We start from the raw sequence: 24124 nt of genomic DNA on the forward strand, positions 1-24124 counted from the left end.
GAATTTATGCTTTTGGTTTCATCCCTGCCGATGCAATTGTAACAAGTGCAGTGTTTTCTCTTCTTTACTCCCTTTATGTTCAATACGCTTCGTCACAATCCCATCTTTCATAAACAAAATACAATCTCCTATTTCCGCTGCCACGTCCATCATATGTGTGGAAAAAATAACAATTGTCCCATTCTTCTTAATGTCCTGTAAAACCTCGACGAATGCATTAACCCAAAATGGATCTAAACCATTTGTTGGTTCGTCTAATAATAATAGTTTCGGTTTCCCTAATAACGCTTGTCCAAATACTAAGCGTTGCCGCATTCCCTTTGATAAATGTTTTACAAGTTCATTCCCCTTGTCAACCAAACCTATCTTTTCTAAGATTCCCTGTATTTGTTGTTGACTTACCCTTCGTAACATACCATAAAAAGAAAGAAATTCATGCACAGTCATCATTTCCTGCGCATGGAAGTCATCTGGCATATATCCAATTTGAGACACGTATGCATTTCTGTTTTCATGAAGAGCAATACCATTCAATACAATCGTACCTTCTGTCGGTTTTGAAATACCTGCCAATATATGAAGAAGTGTACTTTTTCCCGCACCGTTCCCACCACATAATACGATGCACGTTCCCCCGTCTACTTGAAGTGAAAAGTGAGTAAGTGCTTGTTTTGTCTTATATTCTTTTGAAACCTCTTTAACTTGTAAAAGTGTCATTGCATTTTTCTCCTTTCTAGCTTCCATGCAGAGAGAGTAAAACCAAAAGCCACATATATTAGTGTATATAAAATGAGAACTCCCCACGCAGCCTCAGATTGTAAGAAAGTAATGAGAGAATCGTACGCTTGTCCAAATATCGCACCACCGCCTAATTGAACAACAAATACGATGCGAAGCAATTCAGCAGGATTAATAAACAAAGCTATTTTTAAAAGCACAGCAATCATCGGATACGGAACAAAACTAAGAACAGCGACAAGCGCAGTAGGCCAAATCATAATTAAGAAAAACCAAACCCCAACAGATATTGTTAACGCTTGCCATCTTGTTACGACAAAAGAACCGATCACGAAACCAATTATTAAAAAGAAAAGTATTAATACTACCCCGAATACATAAAGAGCCAGTATCCATTTCATAGATAGCGCACTTCCACAAACGAGACCGATTAGAAGACTTATGCCATAACTAAGTGTAAAAATAATAAGTTGCGCTGTAAATTGTCCAAATGCTTTTCCCATTACGTATGCAACACTAGAAATGGGATACGTACTTAATAACCGCCACTGTCCGTTTTCCATTTCATTCGCAACAGAAAAAGAACTAATAATAAGCATGAATAACGGTATAATATACAGTACTACATTCGCCATTGTACCTGTCATATTTGTGTATCCTGTTATAGTAGGCGTATTTCGCTCTAGTAAAAATAGTAAAGACAGAACGCTCGTCCAAAGGATTACAAATGTATAAGATGAGCGTTGTCTTATCGTAATCCGCCACTCAGATTGCCAAATGTGCCACATAATATCCCTCTTTCCACAAAAAAGGACAACCGGAACGGTTGTCCTTTTTTATTAATGAGAATGATTCATATCCTTTTTCTTTGCATTCTCTTCTTTTATTTTCATCATCATATCCATGTTTTTGTTCCATTCATGCTTTTCTAAATCTTTTGCTGCTAACACTTCACCTTTATTTTTAGAAACAAAACTGTCCGCGTCTTTTTTATCTTTGAAAGAAATTACATTATAAGCCATCGGTGTTTTAATCTCTTTGTCATAAACATAAGTCGCTTTCTCTACTTCAACCCACTCTTTTGTATTGTAATCACGTACAAATTTTGCTTGCAACTTTTCATTTTTATTTTTGTTCATCCACTTGTACATACAACCTAGATCATCAAATTTTAATGATTTACCGTTTTCAAGAATTACTTCTGTTCCGAATTGATCGTTCGTCACAAGCATATTACAATTGGCACATTTATCATTTTTCTCGTCAATTGCTACTGGCTTAACTTCCTTTTTTCCGCAGCCAGCTACCGTCAATAAAAGAGCTGCAACTATTGTAATAAATAAACCTTTCCATTTCATCTTCTTTTCCTCCCAATTTTAAATAAAGTGATACTTATTGCTAACATACTCACACTAATCATTCCGATTTGCATCTTAAATGAGGATTTGTTTTCTTCCTTCTTTCCTCTCATTGTCATCATAGGCTCATAATCAGTTAAAACTTGGCTTTCAGGACTTTTCAACAACGTTTGAAGTACAATCATACCAGGTGCTTGGAAAAACAACTGATATTCAGGGACTTCATTTGTTAGTGTTAGAAAAAACGGATCTGCTCTATGTGGAATGCTACTAATACCATTTCCCTTTGTATCCAGCTTCAAGGATGTGTCCCAATAATTATGTATAATTTTGTTTTCAGTGCTGTTTATCGCTTGAGACTCGTTTACATTTCCAACAAAGACATTGTCAGACACATGATTTTCATTCGCATTTTTAAATTGCATGCCAATAAAATTCCCGTTTACTTCATTATCTGAAATACGGTTGTTATTCGCATTTTCCACATACATCCCAACACGATTATAAGAAATTCGATTTTCAATCGTTTCTGTTTTCTCTGCATCATACAACAATAAACCTTGTGCGTTGACATTCCGATTATTGAAAGTTAACTCGTTCCTTTCAATTTTTGTTTCTTTTGTTCCCATCACCATGGCACCTGTAATATTGTTGTGAGACTTGTTATTTTGTACGGTTATGTGATTTGAAAACATAATATGTATACCATAACGAGAATTTCCGATAGCATTACGAGTTATTCGATTAAAATGACTGTTTTCTATATAAATGCCATCTCTTACTTTCTCAATCTCGACTCCTTGAATCATATTGTCATTTGATTCCCATAAGTCAATTCCGTTTCCTTTAGAATTCCCTTTAATCAAACCGCCTTCTACAACCGTACCACTCGCCCTATTTAATTTAATCCCGAACTGCTTTGTGTAGATTTGAAGATTTTCCAACCGATGATTCTTACCAGAAACAAGAATAGCTTCCGCGTCTGGCTCACTACTGCATTGTTCTACCTTTATATGCTGTAAAGTGACAGATTGTCCATTTACCGTAATAACGGGTTCTTTACGACAAGAACGAATAGTGACTTCCCCTGTTCCCTCTAAAGTAACAGGTTTTGAAAGAACAATCGTTTCATTATAGATACCACTCGGTATTTTGACGATTCCATATTCAGGAGCAGCGTTAATTTGAGATTGCAACGTGTCCTGTGCATCAGCATGGAATAAAAAACTAAAAAAAGTAATACAAAAGAGAAAAAAAACTCGAGTTATTTTCATAGAGAAATCTCCTCTAATTTATGTCGACCTGTAAGCATGATAACAAACAATTGTGTGAAATTTGTGAAGTAACTTTGTATTTTTTGACAAAAAAAGATATTTTTTAAACTTATATACATTCCATTTTGTTTTTTCAACATATGTATTAAACATTGCACGTGGCAGGAACAGGCCCTGGCCGCTTCTATGCATGGCCAGATACTCTCGCCCCCGTCAAAAATGAAAGCGGTATTTATGTTGTTTTCTTAGCATTCATACTTGATTCCCTATGCCCATCAACTTAAGATCACATAATACCCCCATAATGAACATTTTGTGCATTTTGCTCATTTTTATTGTTTTGGGGAACCTGTTCTCCTTAGCTTGATGGGCATGGAGGCATTATATCATTCTAGGAAAATTAAACTTTTGAATAATAGTTTAATTTTAGTTTCTATAATACAACCTCATACATGTTAATATATATTATGTATGGAAAATATTAACTTAAAAAAGGAGGAATATTATGACTGAAACAAACGAATTTTCAGAGGTAGATTTTAAAAAAGATGTGAAGTTTTCTATTATAATCCCTGCACACAATGAAGAAAAGTACATTAGAAAATGTTTGGACTCAATCGCAGAGGCATCAGAGGCATATAAAGATCAAACTGAAGTCATAGTTGTTTTAAATCGTTGCACAGATAAAACAGAGGAAATAGCAAAGTCTTATAACTGTATTACATTAAAAAATAACGATAAAAACTTATCCAAAATCCGAAATGCAGGGGCCAAAATAGCTAGTGGAGAAATAATCATTACTATAGACGCTGATACCCAAATGACAGAGTCTCTGTTGTCTAATGTAGATAAATATTTAGCTTCAGGTAAATACATTGGCGGTGGGGTAACTGGGAAGTTTGAAAGAATATCTTTAGGAATATTCGTTTCCGCAATATTAATAATAATCCCCTTACTTTTTAAGTATGGAGCTATATCTGTAGGGATTTTTTGGTGCTATAGAAAAGACTTTATAGCAATCAACGGATTTAATGAAAACATGCTTATGGCAGAAGATGCAGATTTTGCTAAACGGTTAAAAAAATGGGGAAAGCAAAATAATAAGAAATTCGGTACAATTAAGAATGGGATGATAACTTCATGCAGAAGATTTGATAAATATGGAGACTGGGCTTTACTTAAAAATCCAAAAATAATCTTAGCCTATCTAAAAGGAAATGATAAAAAATACGCAGATAAAACATATTATGATAATCAAGAAAGATAACGGTGAAAAATCCTAAATAAATTATCATCAAATGAACTAGTGAAACAAGCTAAATAAAATTTAAAAAGAACTAAAAGAATATTATTTATTTAGGATTGTAAATGTCAAGGTAAAAATGTACAGAAATATTTAAAATATCGACAGAAATTTTATTGTTCGTGAAAAAAGATACATTTATCTTTGTATCTTTAAATAAATGTATCTTTGCTGGATTTAGTACACTATAAAGTTTTGAACACACTTTGCATCTGATAGTAGCTATTTTGTCTCCCGAAATCATGAAGTACGTAGACTACAAGGTTTACCCAACATCATTTTTTATTGATGTTTTTGATAACCCCTTAGATATTTTCTTTTAACGGCTAAGCTTATCAGGATTCGCCACCATGTAAATGGAATTGATTTTCCCTTCTTTAAACTCAAATGAAACTACGTAGGCTAGGTAACCGTTAATCATAATAACAACCCCTGGTCCACCGTTAATCTTTTTAAATTTGAACAAAGCATCTTCAGGTAACTTTTTAATTACATTCAAGAATAGGTGTGAAATTCGATCCGCAGTATAAATAGGTTTAAGTGCAGTTGTAACTTTCCCACCACCATCTGCATAAAAGATTGCGTCTTTTTGCAGCATTTGAATCATTTCCGAAACTTCACCGTTTTGCAATGCCACAGTGAACCTTTCTACATAGTTACTAAATTGCTGATAATCTTGTTGGTAAACATTCGGTTCATATACAAGGCCTTTCTTCGCTCTATGAAATATTTGCCGACAGTTTGTGCTGCTTTTATCCACCATAGAGGCGATTTCATCATAGTCGTATTGAAAGACTTCTCGTAAAAGAAACACCGCTCTTTCAACTTCTGATAACTGTTGCAACAACATTATATAGGCGGTGGATAAAGATTCCTTCATAAAATATGAATTAGCTGGATCATCAAAGTAATCTTCCACAATCGGTTCAGGAAGCCATGTGCCCACATAAGTTTCTCTTTTGTGGGCAGCAGACCTTAAATGATCAATACAACAATTGGTCGTAATTTTACATAAATAGGCTTTTACATTTGTAATGGACTTGGAATCTTTACGTTTTGCAAAAGTAACGAATGATTCATGAACAATATCTTCTGCATCCATCACACTTCCTAGCATTCGATATGCTAGTGAAAAAAGCAGTGGCTTGTAATCTTGATAAATTTGTTCTAATTCCATCTTCTTTTTCTCTTTATTCATACTAACACCCAATCTTTTTTCAATATGTGTAATGCTGCACGTTTCGCGCTTGCAACAGATGCATCAACCAATAGTTCCTCGTCTCCGGCCCAATCCCCTGCTATATAAAGGCCCTTTATTTCCGGAACAGCTGGACCTGGTTTTTCCGTTCTACCGGTATGAGGAAAATTATGCACAACGGTTATTTTAGGTAAATATTGCTGTTCGACCACCCCTTTTTTCCAGCCTGGATGAAGCAAATCCATTGTATGTTCTAATTGTTGTTTCTCTGTTTGAGACTCTATCGAAATTCTATTCAAATCATGATATTTAACCAAGCTAACTACAGATGTTCCGTTATTACTCAGCTTCGCTGCCCTAGATTGATTTACAAAGGCGACTGGTTGGTCAAGCCCCAGCACAAATTGATGATTTATATTAGGCAACGTTTTTAATCCTAAATCGTAGCAGGATGCGGTTACAGGAATTGCTTTCTCCTTCCAACGATACAGGGAGGTTTTTTCAACATGGGGTACAAGACGACATGCTTCGTTAGGGGGTGTTGCAATAATCACACTTTCTATATCAAACGATTCTCCATTCGTACAACTCACTCGTTCAATTTGGCCATTGTGGTCAATGCTATTCACATTCATAGATTCAAGAAGTTTAACACCGAAACTAACAGCTTTAGACCTTAATTCGGTTACAATAGATTCCCAACCATGATCGACATAGAGAACACCTTCTTTCATCCCCCTCTGGATCTGCCTTACAACTGGACGAGCTAGCTGTATACTTGGAGCATATGTTAGAGTGGTTAATCTGCATAATGCATAAAAGAAGTGGCGTACCATTGGATCAATGATTTCCCTTTCTGCCCAAGCTTGCACGTTTTCATTTGAAACCAAATTCACATCCATTTTACTGAGCTGAAACATAAGCTTCGCAAGACGGACCTTCCCTAACCCATTAAGAAATTGCTTCGAAAATAAGGAACGTAAACCCATCGGCACTTGATAAACCTCATTTTTCCAAATAACATGTGCATCCGTAGAGGGTTCATTTCCCTTGATTGTAATCCCGAGTTCATCAAATATCTTCATTGCTTCACCGCCTTTATAAAGGGCATGTGCACCTAGGTTCATGAGAACGCCATTTTTATTAATGGTCATCGACCGTCCTCCGTATCGATCTGATTTCTCAAGCACCACTACCTTCTTACCTTCCTTTGCTAGAAAAAGTGCAGCTGTTAATCCAGCAAACCCGCCACCAATAATAGCAACATCAAATTTATTCATTTAAATCCCTCCTATTCTTTTCATTAATCAAGACGGATAGAGGGGTTCAATTGTGACAAAAAACTTAATTTATGAAAACCTATTTTTAGCCAAATATACGAACCAGTTTACCTATGGGCGGTATCCATTATGTAAGAAGTAAAAGAGCGCTACATATTAGTCATGTATAATATGTAGCATCCTTTATACTTTATGACTTTTATATTTTAGGTCTTGATAATATAAGAACTTCGTGACTTTATTTCAATTCCACACTACAACTATTTTTCAATAGTCTAATACATTTTTTAACGGAACATTTACAACTATAATTTATCGTAATAAAAGGAGTGGTATACCCACTCCCCTTCTACACCCTTATATTTATTAAACAATATGTTTCTGTGGTTAGATTAAGTTTCAATCTCTATTTTTCATGTCTTTCAGTAAAACACTCGAGGATCCTATCTTTGAAAAACATTTCATTCCTTCGGCTCAATCATTTTCTTCGGATCTACAATTTCATCAAATTGTTCCTCTGTTAACAAACCTGATTGCAGTGCTGCTTCTTTTAGTGTTAATCCCTCTTTATGTGCATGCTTGGCAATTTTTGCTGCATTTTCATAACCGATATGTGGATTTAGTGCTGTTACAAGCATTAACGAGTTATTTAAGTGCTGCCCAATAATTTCTTTATTTGCTTCAATACCTACTGCACATTTATCGTTAAATGAAACAATTGCATCTGCTAATAACCGAGTAGATTGTAAGAAATTATAAGCAATGACTGGCTTAAAGACGTTTAATTCAAAGTTTCCTTGACTTGCTGCAAAACCGATTGTTGCATCATTTCCCATAACTTGCGCTGCGACCATCGTTATAGCTTCACTTTGCGTTGGATTTACTTTTCCTGGCATAATAGAGCTCCCTGGCTCGTTTGCTGGAATCGTAATTTCCCCAAGTCCACTGCGCGGTCCACTTGCAAGCCAGCGTACATCGTTTGCAATTTTCATCACATCAGCAGCTAACGCTTTTAATGCACCGTGCGTATAAACAACTTCGTCATGACTTGTTAACGCATGGAATTTATTTGGCGCCGATACAAATTGTTTTCCTGTAAAATTACTAATTTCTTCGGCAACCATATCACCGAATTTTGGATGGGCATTAATCCCTGTTCCTACCGCAGTACCACCAATTGCCAGCTCTTTCATATATGTGCTGCTTTCTATAATCATCCGTTCTGTCTTTTCAAGCATCCGATGCCAGCCGCTCACCTCTTGCCCTAACGTTAACGGCGTTGCATCCTGTAAATGAGTACGACCAATTTTAATAATATGAGAGAACTCGTTTACTTTTTCTTGTAACGTGTCTTTTAATTTCACTACTGCTGGTAAGACTTGTTCTTCTACAGCTACCACACATGCAATATGAAGTGCTGTTGGAAATGTATCATTTGAGCTTTGAGACATGTTCACATCATCGTTCGGATGAATATGTAGATCAAGCCCTTTTTCTTGTAAAATTTGATTTCCGCGGTTAGCGATCACTTCATTCACATTCATATTAGATTGTGTACCACTTCCTGTTTGCCAAACAACAAGCGGAAAATGATCATCCCATTTTCCTGATAAAATTTCATCAACCACCTCTACAATCGCATTTGCCTTTTCATCTGCTAGCTTCCCTAACTTTTGATTACTAATCGCTGCACTTTTCTTTAAAATGGCAAATGCTCGAACAATTTCAAGCGGCATCCGCTCTGTTCCAATTGGAAAGTTCTCCTTACTACGCTGTGTTTGCGCTGCCCATAATTTATCAGCTGGAACTTTCATTTCTCCTAATGTATCTCTTTCCATTCTGTAATCCATGTTTTCATCCCCTTAGAATTAAATACCTTCTTTTTCATTTTATCGAAAACACAGAAAATAACAAATATTGCCACCGGAAATCAAAATTACCTATTGAATGATGATTTTGATAATATAAATTAGCTTATAAAAAAATCATCCTTTGCCATAAGCGAAAGGATGATTTTTTCCATACTATGATACTTGTTTTTCTTTCTCTACATCATCTACATACCAAATAAATTTACCTGTATAGCCGTAAATAACAGCGAGCGCTAATGATACAAAGCTCAGCCACATAAATGGTAGGTAAGATAGCGTCGAGACGCCTAAAATACCCGCCATAAAAATACCGTTATCAGACCATGGAACCATCCCAGAAGTAAGTGTTCCACCTACTTCTGAGTTACGTGCTAAAATGCGGCGATCTAATTTTAATTTATCATAGCTTTCTTCCATAATTTTTGGCGTTAAAATTAACGATACATACATGGCACAGCCAAATACATTTGCTAAAAATGCAACAATTAAAGTCGAAAGGGTTACATTACCTGCATTTGTTAATTTTTTCTCAAACTTTGAAACAATAACTTTTAAAACACCAAGCTTTTCTAATAAACCACCAAAACCAAGTCCGAAAATAATAACAGCAACTGACCCAAGCATTCCTTCAATTCCACCGCGATTTAATAATTTATCGATGAAATCGATACCGGAATCAATAGAAAACCCTTTGTAAGCTGTACCAATCGCTTCTCCAAAAGGCATGCCTTGGAACACAGCTGCCCAAATCGCACCAAGAAGAGCCCCCATTGCAATTGTAGGCATAGATGGGCGTTTCATCGCTAAAAGGATAATGACTACGACCGCTGGAACGAGCATCCAAATGTGAATATCAAACTGCTTTAGTAAAGATGCCTTTAGAAAATCTACTTTTTCTAAATCTACATTCTTCCCGCCATATACCCAGCCTGCAACAGTGAACATAATACCCGTAATAATATAAGCTGGAATATCTAAATACAACATAGCACGAACGTGCGCAATAACATCTACTTTTGCCATAGAAGCTGCAAGTACAGTGCTATCAGATAATGGTGATAATTTATCTCCGAAATACGCACCGGACAGCACTGCACCAGCTACAAGAGGAAGTGGTAATCCAAGTCCTTCACCAATTGCCATCATGGCAATACCAGCTGTACCTACCGTCCCCCAAGAAGTACCTGTTGCGATAGATGTAATCGAACAAATAATTAATGTTGCTAATAGAAAGATACTCGGGTGAATAAACTCTAAACCATAATAAATTAGTGTTGGCACAACACCGCCAGCAATCCAAGTTCCAATAAGAGCACCAACCGCCACTAATATTAAAATTGCTTCAAGTCCATTCGAAATTCCTTTTGTAATTGCATCTTGTAATTCTTGATAACGAAACCCAAGTCTTAATCCAAGCGCAATGACAAGAAACCATGAAATAAATAACGCAAGCTGAATTGGTAAATCAAAAGTTGTCTGAAATGAAAATACAACCCCTAAAAATAATAGCAAAAGAATGATGATTTCGATCATCGATGGTAATCTTACACTTTTCAAATTTCTTCTCTCCTTATGAAGCAATAACATGATGCATATCGTTTAGTTATTTTTTACATAAACATAAATATTCATATTATTCCGATTTGTTTTTTTAGTATAATAAATACACGACCTTTTTATTTTAAAAGTACCGCATGTATTTCGCAATGCTAATTTGAAAAAATACATTAATTTTTCTTATTTCATTAATATTCAAAAAAATAAACTATTTTAAAATTGATAGAAATAGTTTCTTTTTATATTCTCAACTTTCAAAAGTTTATATAATGCATTTAATCAAATAAATAATTATTTATTTATAACAGCAACGATTCAATCAAAGTCATAAGTTGCTGCTTTGTTTGATTTAAATAGTTTCTTTTTTTAGAAGAAATTAATAATCCTATCGGCATTTTAGGATCAAATCCCTTAACTTTAAAGGTTATTGAATTTTGTTTTAAAATAGTTCCTTTAGGGATGATGCCTATTGCATCTCCAAAAACGAGTTGTGGAATAAGGTGTAGCGCACTACAATTATAGACTCTCTTAAAAGATAAATCGTTCTCTGATAAAAAAGCATTCACAGATTGATAATAATAACAACTATTTTCTCCAATCAAAATGGGGTAATTAATAATATCAGATATTTCAACTGATTCTTTTGATAATACTGGATGATTGGGATTACTTACGATAAATTCGATTTGTTCTTTGCATAGTGGAGTGAAATTCACATTAGAAATATTTTTGTTGTTTCCACAAACAGCAAAATCAATCTTATTTTGATCAATCATTCCTAATAAAAGTGCTGTATTTCCCACGACAAAGTCACAATGTATGTATGGCTTCTCATCGTCTAAATACTTTAATATATATGGAATTACTTTTTCTGCAACTGATTCCAATAAACCAATTCTTAAATTCCCCTTCTCTTCATTACTTATTCGCTGCGCTTGAGATATTGAATAATCCCAATGCATTAATAAGTTATCTACTTCCTCAGCAAATAATATACCTTCATCTGTTAATCGAGCATCCCATCCTCGTTCAAATAGAAGAAACCCAAGGTCATTTTCTAGTTTTTTTATATGTGTTGTTACAGTTGACTGCGCATAGTTTAATTTTTTAGCTGCGAGTGAAAAAGTTCCTTCTTCTATAATTTTTTTAAATGTATTTAACTCTTTTATTTCCATTTTCACACCTAATCTCCATCGATTTTATTGATAATATTATTATTTATTTTCAATTATATAAATCAAGAACACCGATGTAAAATAAAGTTATAAGAAAGGGAGTGCATATATGCCGTTTGTTAATGTTTATTATCCAGATGGGCAATTGAATAAAGAGGAATTAAAAAAGATTAGCAATAGTATTCATCATTCACTAATTGAACATTTTAATATTCCCAAGAATGATTACTTTCAAATGTTTTTATCCTATCCATCTAATCAATTTTTTTATGATCCGTATTATCTCTTAGAGGGTGAAAAAAAAAGAACAGATAAAATGATACATGTTTCTATTACATGCGGATCAGGAAGAACAATAAATCAAAAAAGAGATTTATATCAATCAATCGCGGAAGCTTTTTATAATCGTTTAAACATCCCTACAACTAATATTTTTATTACATTAAACGAGACATCTGCTGAAAACTGGTCATTTGGTCAAGGAAAAGTACAAATGGTTACTATGAAGGAGGAAAAAGAATAATGAATGATCGTATCGACTCCAATATACCAAAGGAAATGAGAGAGATTGCTCCCGAGTTTGTTGATTACGGTGAAAACATATTATTTGAAAAGGTATGGAGAGATCCGGCATTAACATCAAAAGAAAGAAGTTTAATTACCCTTTCCGCTCTAATTAGTATTGGCAGTACGGAGCAACTACCATTTCATCTACAGTTAGCTAAAAAGAATGGAATTAACGAAAAAGAAATTATTGCTTTGATAACACATATGGCTTTTTATGTTGGATGGCCGAAAGCAACTACAGCGCTAAATAAAATACTAAGTTAAAAATAACATTATAGTATTTCTTAAAGCATCTAGTTAACATCAAAAGAAATAATCAACTTTTCCATGAAACCAAAAATCTACATTCAAACATAAATGCCATTTTGACTAAGCTTTTTCAAAATGGCTGCTTTTTATCCCGCATTAACGGGCAGTAAGACCCCCACCTCAAGATTCAAAGGGAAGCAAAGAAGATAGGTTGGGGATAACTGCCCGTAAAAGCTCGATTGGTTCAACTAACCGTCAGTGGGGGATGAAGCTACCCACTGATGGAAGTTTCACTTTATTTTATCGTACAATCCAGTTTTGAGGAACACTTTTAATCAAGCCTGATTTTAAGCTACATCTTTATTTTATAAATAGACTGTTTCCCCCTAGAAATTGTATAATTTGCCTTTGATGATGGTTATCATGGTCTGTAAATTCCTTTACAATATATATAAGTGAGTAAGGAGTTCCAGTATGTGGACAATGAGTTACACCGTTTGCAGTTAATGGCCTTTTTAATTTTTCGGTTGATAGTTCGTTAAGTTCTTTTACAAGTAGTTCCCTTGTATTTTTTGCTTCTTCAAGAAGTTTTGATTGTGATATACCTGATTTTGCGTAGTTTGCCGCCTTTTTATTATGTGTATCAAAATCTGGAAACTTCATTCCCTTTTCATTTTGTACAGATGGGAGGACTTCTGTTAATAAATGATTATCCCAATTCATAATATGTGCTATTATCTCACTTACAGACCATTTACCATCAGCTATCGGTTTAAACCATAATGTTTCATCGATTTCTTTTAAAGTGGTTAACCACAATGAATAATGATTAAAATGACTAATTATATTTTTCACCTCACTCAAATTAATCCCTCTTTCTAAATTAAGTTAATATAATTATAACATAAAATTCCAAAAACCAAAACGTATGTTCCTTTTATGTTTTATGTTACAAAAACAACAATCTTTGAGAAAACAGCCTACAATAAAATGAAATAACTTTATTATTTGCACTTCTTTCTCCATCTTGAGATGCGAAATAGCGAGCTAAAATTCCCGATAAAAAAACTGCTGAGAATCTTCTCTCAACAGTTTTTCATCCAACAATTCTTTCTTCGAGCTTTTCTTTTTTCTCTGAAAGTAATGCATACGGTGTACACATATACGTCATTGCAACTGGATCATATACAACACGAGCTTTCACACCAAACACTGTTTCAAACAATTCATCATTTAAAATATCATTTGGTGCTCCCTCCATTACTTTATCTCCATCTTTAATCGCAACAATATGATGTGCATATTTAGCGGCATGATTTAAATCATGTACAACCATGACAACCGTTCGATTTTCTTCTTCATTTAATTTTTTCAATAACTCTAATATTTCTAACTGATGGGCCATATCTAAATACGTTGTCGGTTCATCTAGTAATAATAACTCCGTATCTTGCGCAAGTGCCATCGCAATCCAAACGCGCTGACGCTGTCCACCTGACAGTTCTTCTAATGTACGATCTGTAAATTGATTCATTCCAGTTACTTCAAGCGCCCAGTTTACCATTTCATGGTCCTTCTCCGTTCGCTTTCCAAGTAAGCGTTGATGCGGATAACGCCCATGCCAAACGAGACTTTCTACCGTTAATCCTTCAGGTGCCGTCGGTGATTGTGGTAAAATTGCCAATTTCTTTGATACTTCCTTTGTTGGCATCGTATGAATGGCTTTACCATCTAAATATACGTGACCCTTAGTTGGTTGCAGCAGCCGTGCTAACGATTTTAGAATCGTTGACTTCCCGCATCCATTTCGGCCGACTAGTGCCGTAATTTTTCCTTCTGGAATATATAAATCAAGATGATTAATAATCGTTTGATTTCCGTACGTAAGCTCTAACTGTTCCGTATGTAAACTGGTCATCTTGTTCACTCCTTATTTGTTATTTAGAGGAGACTATGTTCTTTTTCTAATCACGAGTAAATATATAAAATACGGTGCGCCAATAAGAGCTGTAATAATACCAGCTGGTATTTCAATTGGCGGAATAATAATTCTCCCCATCATATCTGCACCCGTAACGAGTATTGCACCAAATAACGCTGAAACTGGCAAAAACAATCTACTGTCTGACCCAACAAGAAGTCGCGCCGCATGTGGGATAACGAGCCCTACAAAACTAATTGTCCCTCCTACCGCTACTGAACTGGCCGCTAAGGCAACAGCTACGCCGATTAGCACAAGACGAACAGCATTAATACGCATGCCTAAACCTTTTACTATTTCTTCATTTAATAATAAAAGATTCATTTGTTTATAACTTGCAAATGTAATGACCGCTCCAATTATCGTCCATGGCCATAGCATATCAACATGTTCCCAAGACCTTGCATATAAACTTCCCTTTAGCCATACAAGAGCTTGTGAGGAATCAACCGCAAATTTCACAATAATAAATGTAATAAGGGCCTGTAAACCCGTAGAAATGGCAACGCCGCATAGTGCAAGACGCTCCGATTTTACTCCTCCTTTTTGATACGATAATACATACACAAGCAAACTCGCAATCATCGCCCCGACAAATGCAGCAATAGGGAGCATAATTGCCGGTACACTTGGAAACATAAGGAGCATAATAACAGCTGCTAATCCTCCGCCAGCAGAAACTCCAATAATATCAGGTGCTGCAAGGGGATTTCGTGTTACACTTTGTAAAATCGATCCTGATAACGCCATGTTAATTCCAACTAAAATCGCTATGATAAGACGCGGTAAACGATATTTTAGTACAACACCTTCTCCTATCATCAGTCCTTCTATAATCTCAGCAAGTGGTGTTGGTACAGCGCCAAGCCGTAAACTTAGCAGAGAAAGCGCAATTAGCAATATAAAACCTACTATGATAACAATTGTAAATCGGCCAAGCTTCTTCATTTCACAGCACCTCTCTTCCTTCTCATTAAATATATGAAGAATGGTGTACCTAAAAGTGCTGTAATAACGCCAACAGGTGTATCCGCTGGATAAGACACCCATTGCGCTGCAAAATCTGCGATGACAAGAAGATTAGCACCGAGCAATGCCGAAAATGGTATAATAATTCGATAATCTTGACCAACTAGTTTTCTTGCAATATGTGGAACTATAAGTCCGATAAATCCAATCGGTCCAGCTACCGCAACCGTGCTACCGACAAGAATAACAATTAAAAACGCAAATAGTCTCCGAATCCAAAGTACATTTACACCAAGTCCACGTGCTGTCTCTTCACCAAGAGATAAAATATTCAATTGATTTGCTAGAAAAAACACAAGAATCATAACAGGAACTGCCGAAACTAACATCATTTTTATATCTTGCCAGTTTGCCCCTGATAACTTTCCAGCCATCCAATATAAAATCTCTGTTAGTTGTGTTTCATATAACAAAATCGCTCCTGTCGTTAATGATCCAAGGAATAGACTCATCGCAATCCCAGCAAGCACAAGACGTGAAGGTGTATATTCACCGCGAAATGCTAATGAATAAATCACACTTCCACCTGCAGTCGCCCCAAGAAAAGCTGCTAGCAAAATAATAAAACTCGTATCCTTCTCTCCAAATAGTAAAAGGGCAATGACAACAAAACAAGAAGCTCCTTGATTTATTCCCATATTTTCTGGATCAGATAACGGATTTCGCGTAATCCCTTGTAATAGACACCCGGCAACAGCTAATGCCGCGCCAAGTAAAGCTCCTAGCACGACACGCGGTACACGTACTTGCCAAACTGTATAGTAAATTAAATTTTTTGTATCCGTTGCAAATACTTCCGATATGTTATGAAATGATAATCCTTTTACACGAAATAATGCAGAGAGAGCTCCAACCATTACTAATAGTAGAAAAAAGAAAATAAATTGCAAAGTAGAAGAAGCATACGGGTGTAATGCCCGTCTGCTTCTAGTTTGTGTATGATACAAAGTCTCCAACTCCTTATTTAGAAGACTGACCTGTTAATGCCGGGAGTGCCTCATTTAAAATTTTATCTGCTGCAATTGGTCCGCGCCCACGTGCCCAAAGATTACGATCCACATTAATGACATGCTTTTCTTTTACTGCTTTTAAGTTATTGTACAGTGGATTATTTTTAAACTTCTCTACATTTTCTCCATATAAGAAGATATAGTCTGGATTGATTTCATTTAGACGTTCCATCGTAATTTTGGCAATTTCTGCTTTACCTTCTGTTTTTTCTTTTTTCCCTTCATATGCGTACTTCACGCCAACATCTGTCATTAACGAACCAATAAATGAATCTTTAATCCATACAGAAAACTCATCATCAAAAGCACCAATAACAAGTACTGATGGATTTCCTTTTACTTTCTCTTTTGCTTTTGAAATTTTATCTTGTAATTCTGTACGAATCTTTTTTGCTTGCTCTTCTTTTCCAACTGCTTTAGCAATGGTGTCCATATTTTTCATTACTTCTTCATAACTGTTATCATCAAATGCAATTGTTGGAGCAATGTCTTTTAATTCTTTTTGAATCATATTGTGTCGATCTTTACTTGCAATAATTAAATCAGGTTTCACTGATGAAATCACTTCTAAGTTTGGTGCTTTTCGTTCCCCAACATCTTTGACTTTCGATGCTTTATCCTGTAAATATTCTGGAATTTTCGTTTTCCCTACTCCAGCATTTGCAACTGGTGTAACACCTAAATCTATTAATGTATCAATAAATGAAAAGTCAAGAGTTACAATATTTTTTTGTGTCTCTTTTAACTCTGTTTCTCCCCACTCATGTTTAATTTTCACTGCCCCCGCTTGATTTTTTGCTTCTGCTTTATCCTCTTTTTTAGCTGTTTCTTTTGCCCCTCCACTGCAGCCAGCAAGCGCTCCCACCGCTAATGACATCGCTACAAGTAAAGTACTCATTTTTTTCTTATTCATTATGTAATCCCCCATACGAGTAATATTGATAATCATTTTCATCTAATATGATAGCATAATTTTAGGAATTGTCTATTATTTCCCCAAAAAAAGTGTTGGGGGAATGATTCATACACTCGACTGGCTAGCAATAGCTCTCGTTTCACTTTATAAAATAAGCGCTTTTTGCAGCACTTCATCATACACATATTGTTTTCGTACAAGTGATGAAACCATACCACTTTGCAATGCACTATACGCTGGAACAAATGTCATTTTGTCCCCTATGCGGTGTGGTGTACTATCCGTTATATCAACAATTAAATGATCACTACTTCCACCCAGAATTTTAATATTCTTATCAGAAGCTCGTAAACCGCTAATATCAAGATCCTGTCTTCCGATTGCAACAATTGCTCGTAGTCGCTCTCCTTTATCTTCAAAAGACGGAACTTGGCCAAACGCATCTCTTCCAATGACTCCCCTTGGCATAGACGGCTTCCTTTTTATTTCGATGATTTCTGCTTCAATTGAAAATACATCTTGGTACATAAAGGGAATATTTTTTCCATACGCTGTTTCTTTTCCTAGAAAAATAGCTTCTCCAATCCGTAGAGAATTGACACGTCCAATATGTTTCTTTTGCATAATAAGTGGTAACGAACTTGAATTCCCTCCTGAGATAAACCGAAGTTGTGCGCCTATTTCCTTTTCTACTAAATTTGCTAATTGCGTTAATTCTTGCAAAGAACTCTCAGTTGGAATCACACCACTAAAGCAAGTAAAGTTTGCTCCAATACCATCAAGTGCAATTCCGGGAATATTTGATACCCTTTGCGCTGCTTCTACTACTTGATGCGGCATCATTCCTTCACGAAGATCACCTAAATCAACCATTAAAATGACACGATGTACTTTTCCATATGTTCTCGCTGCTCTTCCTAATGCTTCTATGATACTTAGTTCAGAATTCAAACTAATATCCGCACAGCGAACCGTTTCTTCTACTTCCGACAAAGCTGGCGTACGAATCAATAAAAGCTCAGCTTCTTTTCCGACAATAGAACGAATGTGATGAAGATGCTGTAATCTAGAATCAGCAAATCTTGTATACTTTGCCTCTTGAAGCGTTTCAATGACCTCTCTCGCAGCGCCAATCCCTTTTGTCACTGGAAAACATATCAGATTTGAACGCTCACATAATCGCTTCATCATCATAGCATTATGCTTCAATTTTGAAAGATTTACTTTCATAATAGGCATCATGTTGCTTCCTCCTGCTACATAAATAAATTTTCATTTTTCAACATATAAGGCGCTGCTATGTAGAACAAGACATGACCGCTACTTACCTTCGCTCCTCTTGCATGTGGCAGGAAAAGGCTCTGACCGATTCTATACACAGCCAGCTGCTCCCTCCCACCTAAAAGAAAGTTTTTTTCACTTTGTATTTATATACAGAGCGGATTATGAAACTTTGTATATAAATAAGATTTCGCTTGATCTTGTATTCTCATGGAAAACAATGCTTTTGTTTCAATTTGATCTGCAAATATGGCTGCTTTTTGCTCTTCTGTTGCATCGACCATATACTCTTTCACAATCGCAGCAACGATTCCCCATAACTCTTTTTCCTGTACGTCGTCTATCGCAAGAGCTAATGTAAATAACACATCTCCAAAGTGGTTTTGCAATACGGAATGAATAAACTTGTTATAAACTTCATTTCTATCATCTGTAAATACAACTGCTTCTTTCAGATTCGCAATATCTACTACCTTCGCTAATGTCTTCTTATGAATTCGCACGCCTCCTAAATCACGCACAAAAATTCGTTGGATTGCTCCGCTTTTTGTAACAATAATAGAGTTTTGCATATGCCCTTCTAGTGCAATTCCATATTGTAAAACAAGCTGTAGTAAAGGAATCATAACTTTCTCAGTATAGTGAGCAACATAATGAAATACTTCTTTTTTACCAATCGTTTCAGTTTCAAAATATGTGCGCATCATATCTACAATAACCGGTTCATCTTCTCTTAATGGATTACTCGCTGTTAAACTAGCTCCAACCCATAGTAATTCTCCTTCTTGCTTATATACATGTGGGCTTTCTCGTAAAATAAATGCAAGATTCCGTCCTAAATGAACATCATCATTTTTCGTAAAAGTAGCTCCAACTCGTTCACGAACAACAACTACTGACTGTGCTAACTCTTTCTCATTTGCGTAAATCGTATCAAACAACGAAGAAAGAACCGGTCCGTTTACAGTTATTTCTGGTGATACCGTTCTGACCGCGCTCGTAGCTTGCGCACGTACCGGAAGCTTGACATGATACGACAGTTCTAGTAGATTCATCGTTCGAAATGAAAGCGTCGCCCGGGACGGAAGTTGATACGGAATTGGAATGATGCGCCCTTCTGCTAAATCCGTATCATACTCTTTGGTTAGCACATGTTCATATTGCCATGGGTGAACAAGAAATGGATAATAATCTTCCATTTGTTTTCTTTGATTTACTAATGTTTCATATGCTGTTTCATATAAATCTGGCATACTTTCATATAATAATGTTTTTCCAAAACGCTCTCCTGTAACTGCTATTACACCTTTATGAACAAGTAATACATATAACGGAACAACTTGTTCAAATTCAGGTGCATAGCGCTTTACTTCTTCTTTCGATAAACCAAGTTTTGTTTTTGTTGAAGGGTGCAGTGGATGTCCTTCAATTACTAATGACTCTGTATATAAGAGTTCATCAAACGACGTACATCTTTTTAACTCTTCGAAAAATTGATATAGATTATTTGGTTTGTATTTCGCATAAAACATCATGTTTGTTTCAAGCTGTTGTTTTACCCATTCCTGTTTTTGTTCCCATGCCTCATAAGCCAATTCTAAGTTCTCAACGCTGTTCTGTAATTCATTTTGCAGAGCATCTGAAACATGGAGCTGAAAGAATGGTGCTACCTCTTCAAAGAACACTTGCAATGAATCAATCCATATCACATGCCCTCTTACTTTAAAACGAAGTGGGAAAGAAAATTCATATCGTTCAAATGCCCCTTCTTGTTGCACTTCTAGTAATAATTCTGCTTCATTCATACTATCTATAATTTCAATACCATGCTCATGCTTTAGCACAGCACAACTTTCTAATAAATTTTTTTCACGAATTAACGCATTACAAAAACGATTTAAAATACGATATTCTGCTTGTACTCGATTGGATTGTTTACTTTGAATGGACAAAACTCTTCACCTTCCTATTTTGTTTTTTCACTTTTATGTATTGCAATACAAATGGGATCATACATAAAATCCCCATCATCACAAATGTCTCAGAAATCCCCACATACTCAATTGCGTAACTTACTATAATTGAACCGAGCGGAATCATTCCTCGGTCCATTAATACAACACTAAGCATGAGACCTCGTTCTTCTTCACGAACATTGTTTTGAAAATAAACACGATTACTAGAGCGTAACAACTGTCCAAAAAGACCGATAGAGAATAATAGTATAAAAAACATAAATGTATTACTAATAATTAGGAGCGCTATACTACTGGAAAACAAAGATACACTCATGTAATAAATCTTAATTTCTGAAATATACTCTAATATTCTAGGAAGAATAATTGTTGCTATAATCGCACCAACTGCTGCTGCAGACATCGCAATGCCGAATACTTCCGCTTTTCCAGTAAATTGATGAGAAACAAGTACAGGCAATACAGATGTATACGAAAAGCCAAAAGCCATTGTAATCATTGATGTAATAAAAATATTTCTTCCCATATGATCATTGGAAAAGTATTGAACAATTTGTTCCCAGCTTGCCTTCTTCTTTTCTTTTCGTTTTTTCATCGTTCGATCTTTCATCGGTAATACGAGAATGAATGCAATAAGTGAACAAATTGCCTGCATCATTAATGTCAGCTCAATATGTCCTCCTGCAATTAAAAATCCAGCTACAGCTGGCCCTGTCGAGCGGCAAACATTCATTACAAATGAGTTCATAGATATTAATTTACTAATTTGATGGTTCGTATCAATATCAGAAAGAATCGTATTTCGATTTGGTGTTTCCAATGCACTAATTACTCCTCTCACAAATGAGAAAAGAAGAAAAATAGAAAAAGAAGGAGTAAGAAACACAACATAAATAGCAAGTGCTGTTGTAACCACTAGTCCCCAAAAAGAATAAGACTTCATTAACTTAATACGCGGATACAGATCACAAAGCTTCCCTGCATATACACTAAACAATACAATAGGAATCAGCCTTACAAAGTTAATCCATCCTAAATACGTGGCACTATGATACAGGTCATAAACGTACCAATTGATCGCAGTCATTCCAAGCCAATTCCCCATAAATAAGAAAAATGAACTACTAAAAAATAGTTTGCGAATAAAAACCACCCCGAAATTTTCAGTTGCATTTTTACATGCACTCTTTATAATTGAAATTGATTATCATTATCCTTGTAAAATAATATAAAATATTCTTTTTTATCTGTAAAGATAGAAAATTCGAGAAAGGTGGTTTCTATGCAACTCAATAAAATTCAAACATTAGAATTAGAGGAACAAAACTTGCTTTCTTTTTTACAACAACATCACGCACCGCTACATGAAACCTATCAACAAATGATTCAAAAAGGACGAGCTGGTATACTGGAACGATTACTATCTTCCTTCATTCGTGAAAATATATGTAACATGACAGAGACTGGGATTTTGCTTCGCAAACATAAAGGGGTATTTGTTTCATTTTCAGAACAGTGCTGCCCAGACTTTTTAATAGATTATATAAATACTCATACACGGCAGTTTAACGAATTTCCAATGGTACAAGGACTATATTTTAAGAAGCAAAACGCATACCTGCTTATACCTATTCGGCACATTTATGCTTTTGAACGACCAGTTATAAGTGGACCGTATATTCTCGTATCACCATCTAATGAAAAAGAAATTACACATCCGAATGAAGTATTGACATTACTAATGAAGGAAAATTGGCAAGGACCTCCTTCCTATTTTCATATGTTTGAAGAAGATGTTACAAATAGCGCTGCTAATTTAGCTCTTGCTTATACATTTCATAAACAAACTGAGAATACGAAGGCGCTACAAGCTGCTTCTCAGGCACGCGATTCCTATGCCTTTTTTGAACAGCTTGTTATTGAAGGGCATCCTTGTCATCCTGGTGCCAAAATGAGAAAGGGATTAAGCCCTGAAGAAACATTGGCATATTCAGCAGAGTTTAAAAATGCCATTCCACTCTGCTTTGTAGCTGTACACGAAAATTACATAAGCTCAGCTTTTATGGAAGAACAAAATTGGAATGCGGTATTATTCTCTTTTGAACCTGCACTTCAAGTAGAAGCAGAACTGAAACTTGGTGATAAAATAGACGACTATATACTATTACCAATTCATCCATGGCAAGCTACTCATACGTTACGTGAAATTTACATTGAAGAACTTGAAGAACAAATGATTATTTTATTGGATTATAGAGCAACATATTTAGCTGGTATGTCGTTTCGTACGATCTTTCCTGCACAATACGATACGATTAGACCACATTATAAACTAACAACAAATATTCATTTAACTGGAGAAGTACGAACATTATCAGAACAAACGATTCATAACGGACCAATTATGAGCAACATTTTAAAACAAATTGTTACGCAAGATACAATGATTGACGATACTCGTTTTGTTCCTATTTTGGAGCGGGCTGGTGCTCATTTTCTTCATCCAAATGACGTAGACGATGAATTCCAAACATTACGAAGTGAAAATCTTGCTTGCGTCATACGTGATAATATTCATGCTTATGTGAATCAAGATGAATGGGCGATTGTCGGATCTGCCCTTGTCGCTTCCGTACACGGTACAAATAAACCAGTCATAGTAGAACTAATTGAACTATATAAAGAGAACCATAACCTACCATTACACGATGCAATTGTTATGTTTATTGAGAAATATGTAACAAATGCTCTTACCGGTTTTATTCCCCTCATGGTGAAATACGGCATTGGCTTAGAAGGTCACCTGCAAAACACAGTCCCTGTCTTTAAAAAAGATGGTACACCGGATCGATTACTCGTGCGTGATTGGGAAGGTATTCGTGTTCATCGTAACCGTTTACAAAATGCAGGGTTTGATTTAAACATGTTTCATCATAAATCAAGAATTTTAGTAGACGATGAAAAAAGTATGCGTAATAAAGTATTTTACTCTGTGATGCAAAATCACTTTGGCGAATTATTTTTACATATCAGTCAGTTCTATGAATTCGATGAACAACTGCTATGGAATATCGTAAAACAAGTCTTACACAATATTTTTGTAGATTTACAAGAAGATGTTAACTACAAAGAATGTACAATATCTGACTATGCTGTCTTTTTTGCAGATCAAGTAGATTATAAAGCTTTAACTCTTATGCGGATGATGGGAGAAGCTCATGCTTATTTTTATGTGAAAGTTAAAAACCCATTATGCGATTGAAATAGAAACAACTTCTTTTGACTTCTGTATAAACGAACAAAAAGAAAGAGCGTGTTTTGAAAAAAATTTAATCAAAACACGCTCTTAAAATATTCAACT

21 protein-coding genes are annotated in these 24124 nt (G+C 35.4%); 4 read left to right on the forward strand and 17 right to left on the reverse strand.

All coding sequences use genetic code 11. The features are described 5' to 3' along the window. Window positions 1-18 precede the first annotated feature (18 nt). The 4 genes from AB1280_RS09380 to AB1280_RS09395 are packed head-to-tail and all read right to left on the reverse strand — an operon-like array spanning window position 19 to window position 3370. Complete coding sequence (locus AB1280_RS09380) at window positions 19-717, reverse strand: ABC transporter ATP-binding protein (RefSeq protein ID WP_272189389.1); 699 nt, start codon at window positions 715-717, stop codon at window positions 19-21. Continuing rightward, entirely contained in the window at window positions 714-1526 is an 813-nt protein-coding gene (locus tag AB1280_RS09385; protein WP_272189387.1) for an ABC transporter permease, read from the reverse strand. Before AB1280_RS09385 ends, AB1280_RS09380 begins: the two co-directional genes overlap by 4 nt. 51 nt (window positions 1527-1577) lie before the next feature. After that, a complete protein-coding gene (locus AB1280_RS09390; RefSeq protein WP_272189386.1) occupies window positions 1578-2096 on the reverse strand; it encodes a nitrous oxide reductase accessory protein NosL in 519 nt (172 codons plus the stop codon). After that, window positions 2093-3370 carry a right-handed parallel beta-helix repeat-containing protein gene (locus AB1280_RS09395; RefSeq protein ID WP_272189385.1) on the reverse strand — a complete coding sequence of 426 codons (1278 nt, stop codon included), beginning with the start codon at window positions 3368-3370 and terminating at the stop codon, window positions 2093-2095. Before AB1280_RS09395 ends, AB1280_RS09390 begins: the two co-directional genes overlap by 4 nt. A 505-nt stretch (window positions 3371-3875) precedes the next feature. On the opposite strand from AB1280_RS09395, the gene AB1280_RS09400 reads away from it, so the two are divergent. Further along, the gene (locus tag AB1280_RS09400) at window positions 3876-4637 is read left to right on the forward strand and encodes a glycosyltransferase (RefSeq protein ID WP_429755671.1); all 762 of its coding nucleotides are present in this window, start codon (window positions 3876-3878) and stop codon (window positions 4635-4637) included. Window positions 4638-4992: 355 nt separating this feature from the next. Here AB1280_RS09400 and AB1280_RS09405 read toward each other — a convergent pair whose 3' ends face one another. The 5 genes from AB1280_RS09405 to AB1280_RS09425 form a co-directional block, all read right to left on the reverse strand. Further along, entirely contained in the window at window positions 4993-5850 is an 858-nt protein-coding gene (locus AB1280_RS09405; RefSeq protein ID WP_429757321.1) for an RNA polymerase sigma-70 factor, read from the reverse strand. Window positions 5851-5867: 17 nt separating this feature from the next. Then, window positions 5868-7151, reverse strand: coding sequence for a phytoene desaturase family protein (locus AB1280_RS09410; RefSeq protein WP_429755672.1), 1284 nt, complete (start codon window positions 7149-7151; stop codon window positions 5868-5870). Between the two features lie 461 nt (window positions 7152-7612). Next, window positions 7613-9001, reverse strand: a complete 1389-nt coding sequence (gene fumC / locus AB1280_RS09415) for a class II fumarate hydratase (RefSeq protein ID WP_429755673.1) — start codon at window positions 8999-9001, stop codon at window positions 7613-7615. Between the two features lie 174 nt (window positions 9002-9175). Further along, window positions 9176-10579: a Na+/H+ antiporter NhaC gene (nhaC, locus tag AB1280_RS09420; RefSeq protein WP_429755674.1), complete on the reverse strand. Its 1404-nt coding sequence runs from the start codon at window positions 10577-10579 to the stop codon at window positions 9176-9178. Window positions 10580-10878: 299 nt separating this feature from the next. Further along, window positions 10879-11754, reverse strand: a complete 876-nt coding sequence (locus AB1280_RS09425; RefSeq protein ID WP_429757322.1) for a LysR family transcriptional regulator — start codon at window positions 11752-11754, stop codon at window positions 10879-10881. Between the two features lie 109 nt (window positions 11755-11863). Here AB1280_RS09425 and AB1280_RS09430 point away from each other — a divergent pair, with 109 nt between their 5' ends. After that, window positions 11864-12277: a tautomerase family protein gene (locus AB1280_RS09430; protein ID WP_429755675.1), complete on the forward strand. Its 414-nt coding sequence runs from the start codon at window positions 11864-11866 to the stop codon at window positions 12275-12277. Continuing rightward, on the forward strand, window positions 12277-12585 hold the full coding sequence (locus AB1280_RS09435; RefSeq protein ID WP_429755676.1) for a carboxymuconolactone decarboxylase family protein: 309 nt from the start codon (window positions 12277-12279) through the stop codon (window positions 12583-12585). Before AB1280_RS09430 ends, AB1280_RS09435 begins: the two co-directional genes overlap by 1 nt. A 345-nt stretch (window positions 12586-12930) precedes the next feature. Here AB1280_RS09435 and AB1280_RS09440 read toward each other — a convergent pair whose 3' ends face one another. From AB1280_RS09440 to AB1280_RS09475, 8 genes are all read right to left on the reverse strand, one after another. Further along, window positions 12931-13434 (reverse strand): DinB family protein, encoded by a 504-nt coding sequence (locus AB1280_RS09440; RefSeq protein WP_429755677.1) that lies wholly within the window; start codon window positions 13432-13434, stop codon window positions 12931-12933. 232 nt (window positions 13435-13666) lie between these two features. Then, window positions 13667-14488, reverse strand: a complete 822-nt coding sequence (locus AB1280_RS09445; protein ID WP_429755678.1) for an ABC transporter ATP-binding protein — start codon at window positions 14486-14488, stop codon at window positions 13667-13669. A 33-nt stretch (window positions 14489-14521) separates the two neighbouring features. Continuing rightward, window positions 14522-15499, reverse strand: coding sequence for a FecCD family ABC transporter permease (locus tag AB1280_RS09450; RefSeq protein WP_429755679.1), 978 nt, complete (start codon window positions 15497-15499; stop codon window positions 14522-14524). Beyond that, window positions 15496-16527 (reverse strand): FecCD family ABC transporter permease, encoded by a 1032-nt coding sequence (locus tag AB1280_RS09455; protein ID WP_429755680.1) that lies wholly within the window; start codon window positions 16525-16527, stop codon window positions 15496-15498. The genes AB1280_RS09450 and AB1280_RS09455 overlap by 4 nt, the downstream gene beginning before the upstream one ends. 13 nt (window positions 16528-16540) lie before the next feature. Continuing rightward, entirely contained in the window at window positions 16541-17503 is a 963-nt protein-coding gene (locus AB1280_RS09460; protein WP_429755681.1) for an ABC transporter substrate-binding protein, read from the reverse strand. Window positions 17504-17650: 147 nt separating this feature from the next. After that, window positions 17651-18748: an alanine/ornithine racemase family PLP-dependent enzyme gene (locus AB1280_RS09465; RefSeq protein WP_429755682.1), complete on the reverse strand. Its 1098-nt coding sequence runs from the start codon at window positions 18746-18748 to the stop codon at window positions 17651-17653. 185 nt (window positions 18749-18933) lie between these two features. Next, window positions 18934-20739, reverse strand: a complete 1806-nt coding sequence (locus AB1280_RS09470) for an IucA/IucC family protein (RefSeq protein WP_429755683.1) — start codon at window positions 20737-20739, stop codon at window positions 18934-18936. Next, window positions 20723-21916, reverse strand: coding sequence for an MFS transporter (locus AB1280_RS09475; protein WP_429755684.1), 1194 nt, complete (start codon window positions 21914-21916; stop codon window positions 20723-20725). The genes AB1280_RS09470 and AB1280_RS09475 overlap by 17 nt, the downstream gene beginning before the upstream one ends. 129 nt (window positions 21917-22045) lie before the next feature. Between AB1280_RS09475 and AB1280_RS09480 the strand changes: the two genes are divergently transcribed. Continuing rightward, a complete protein-coding gene (locus AB1280_RS09480; protein WP_429755685.1) occupies window positions 22046-24025 on the forward strand; it encodes an IucA/IucC family protein in 1980 nt (659 codons plus the stop codon). Window positions 24026-24124 lie beyond the last annotated feature (99 nt).

Origin of the sequence: Bacillus sp. S10(2024) (assembly GCF_050473865.1) — a bacterium.
GTDB lineage: Bacteria > Bacillota > Bacilli > Bacillales > Bacillaceae_G > Bacillus_A.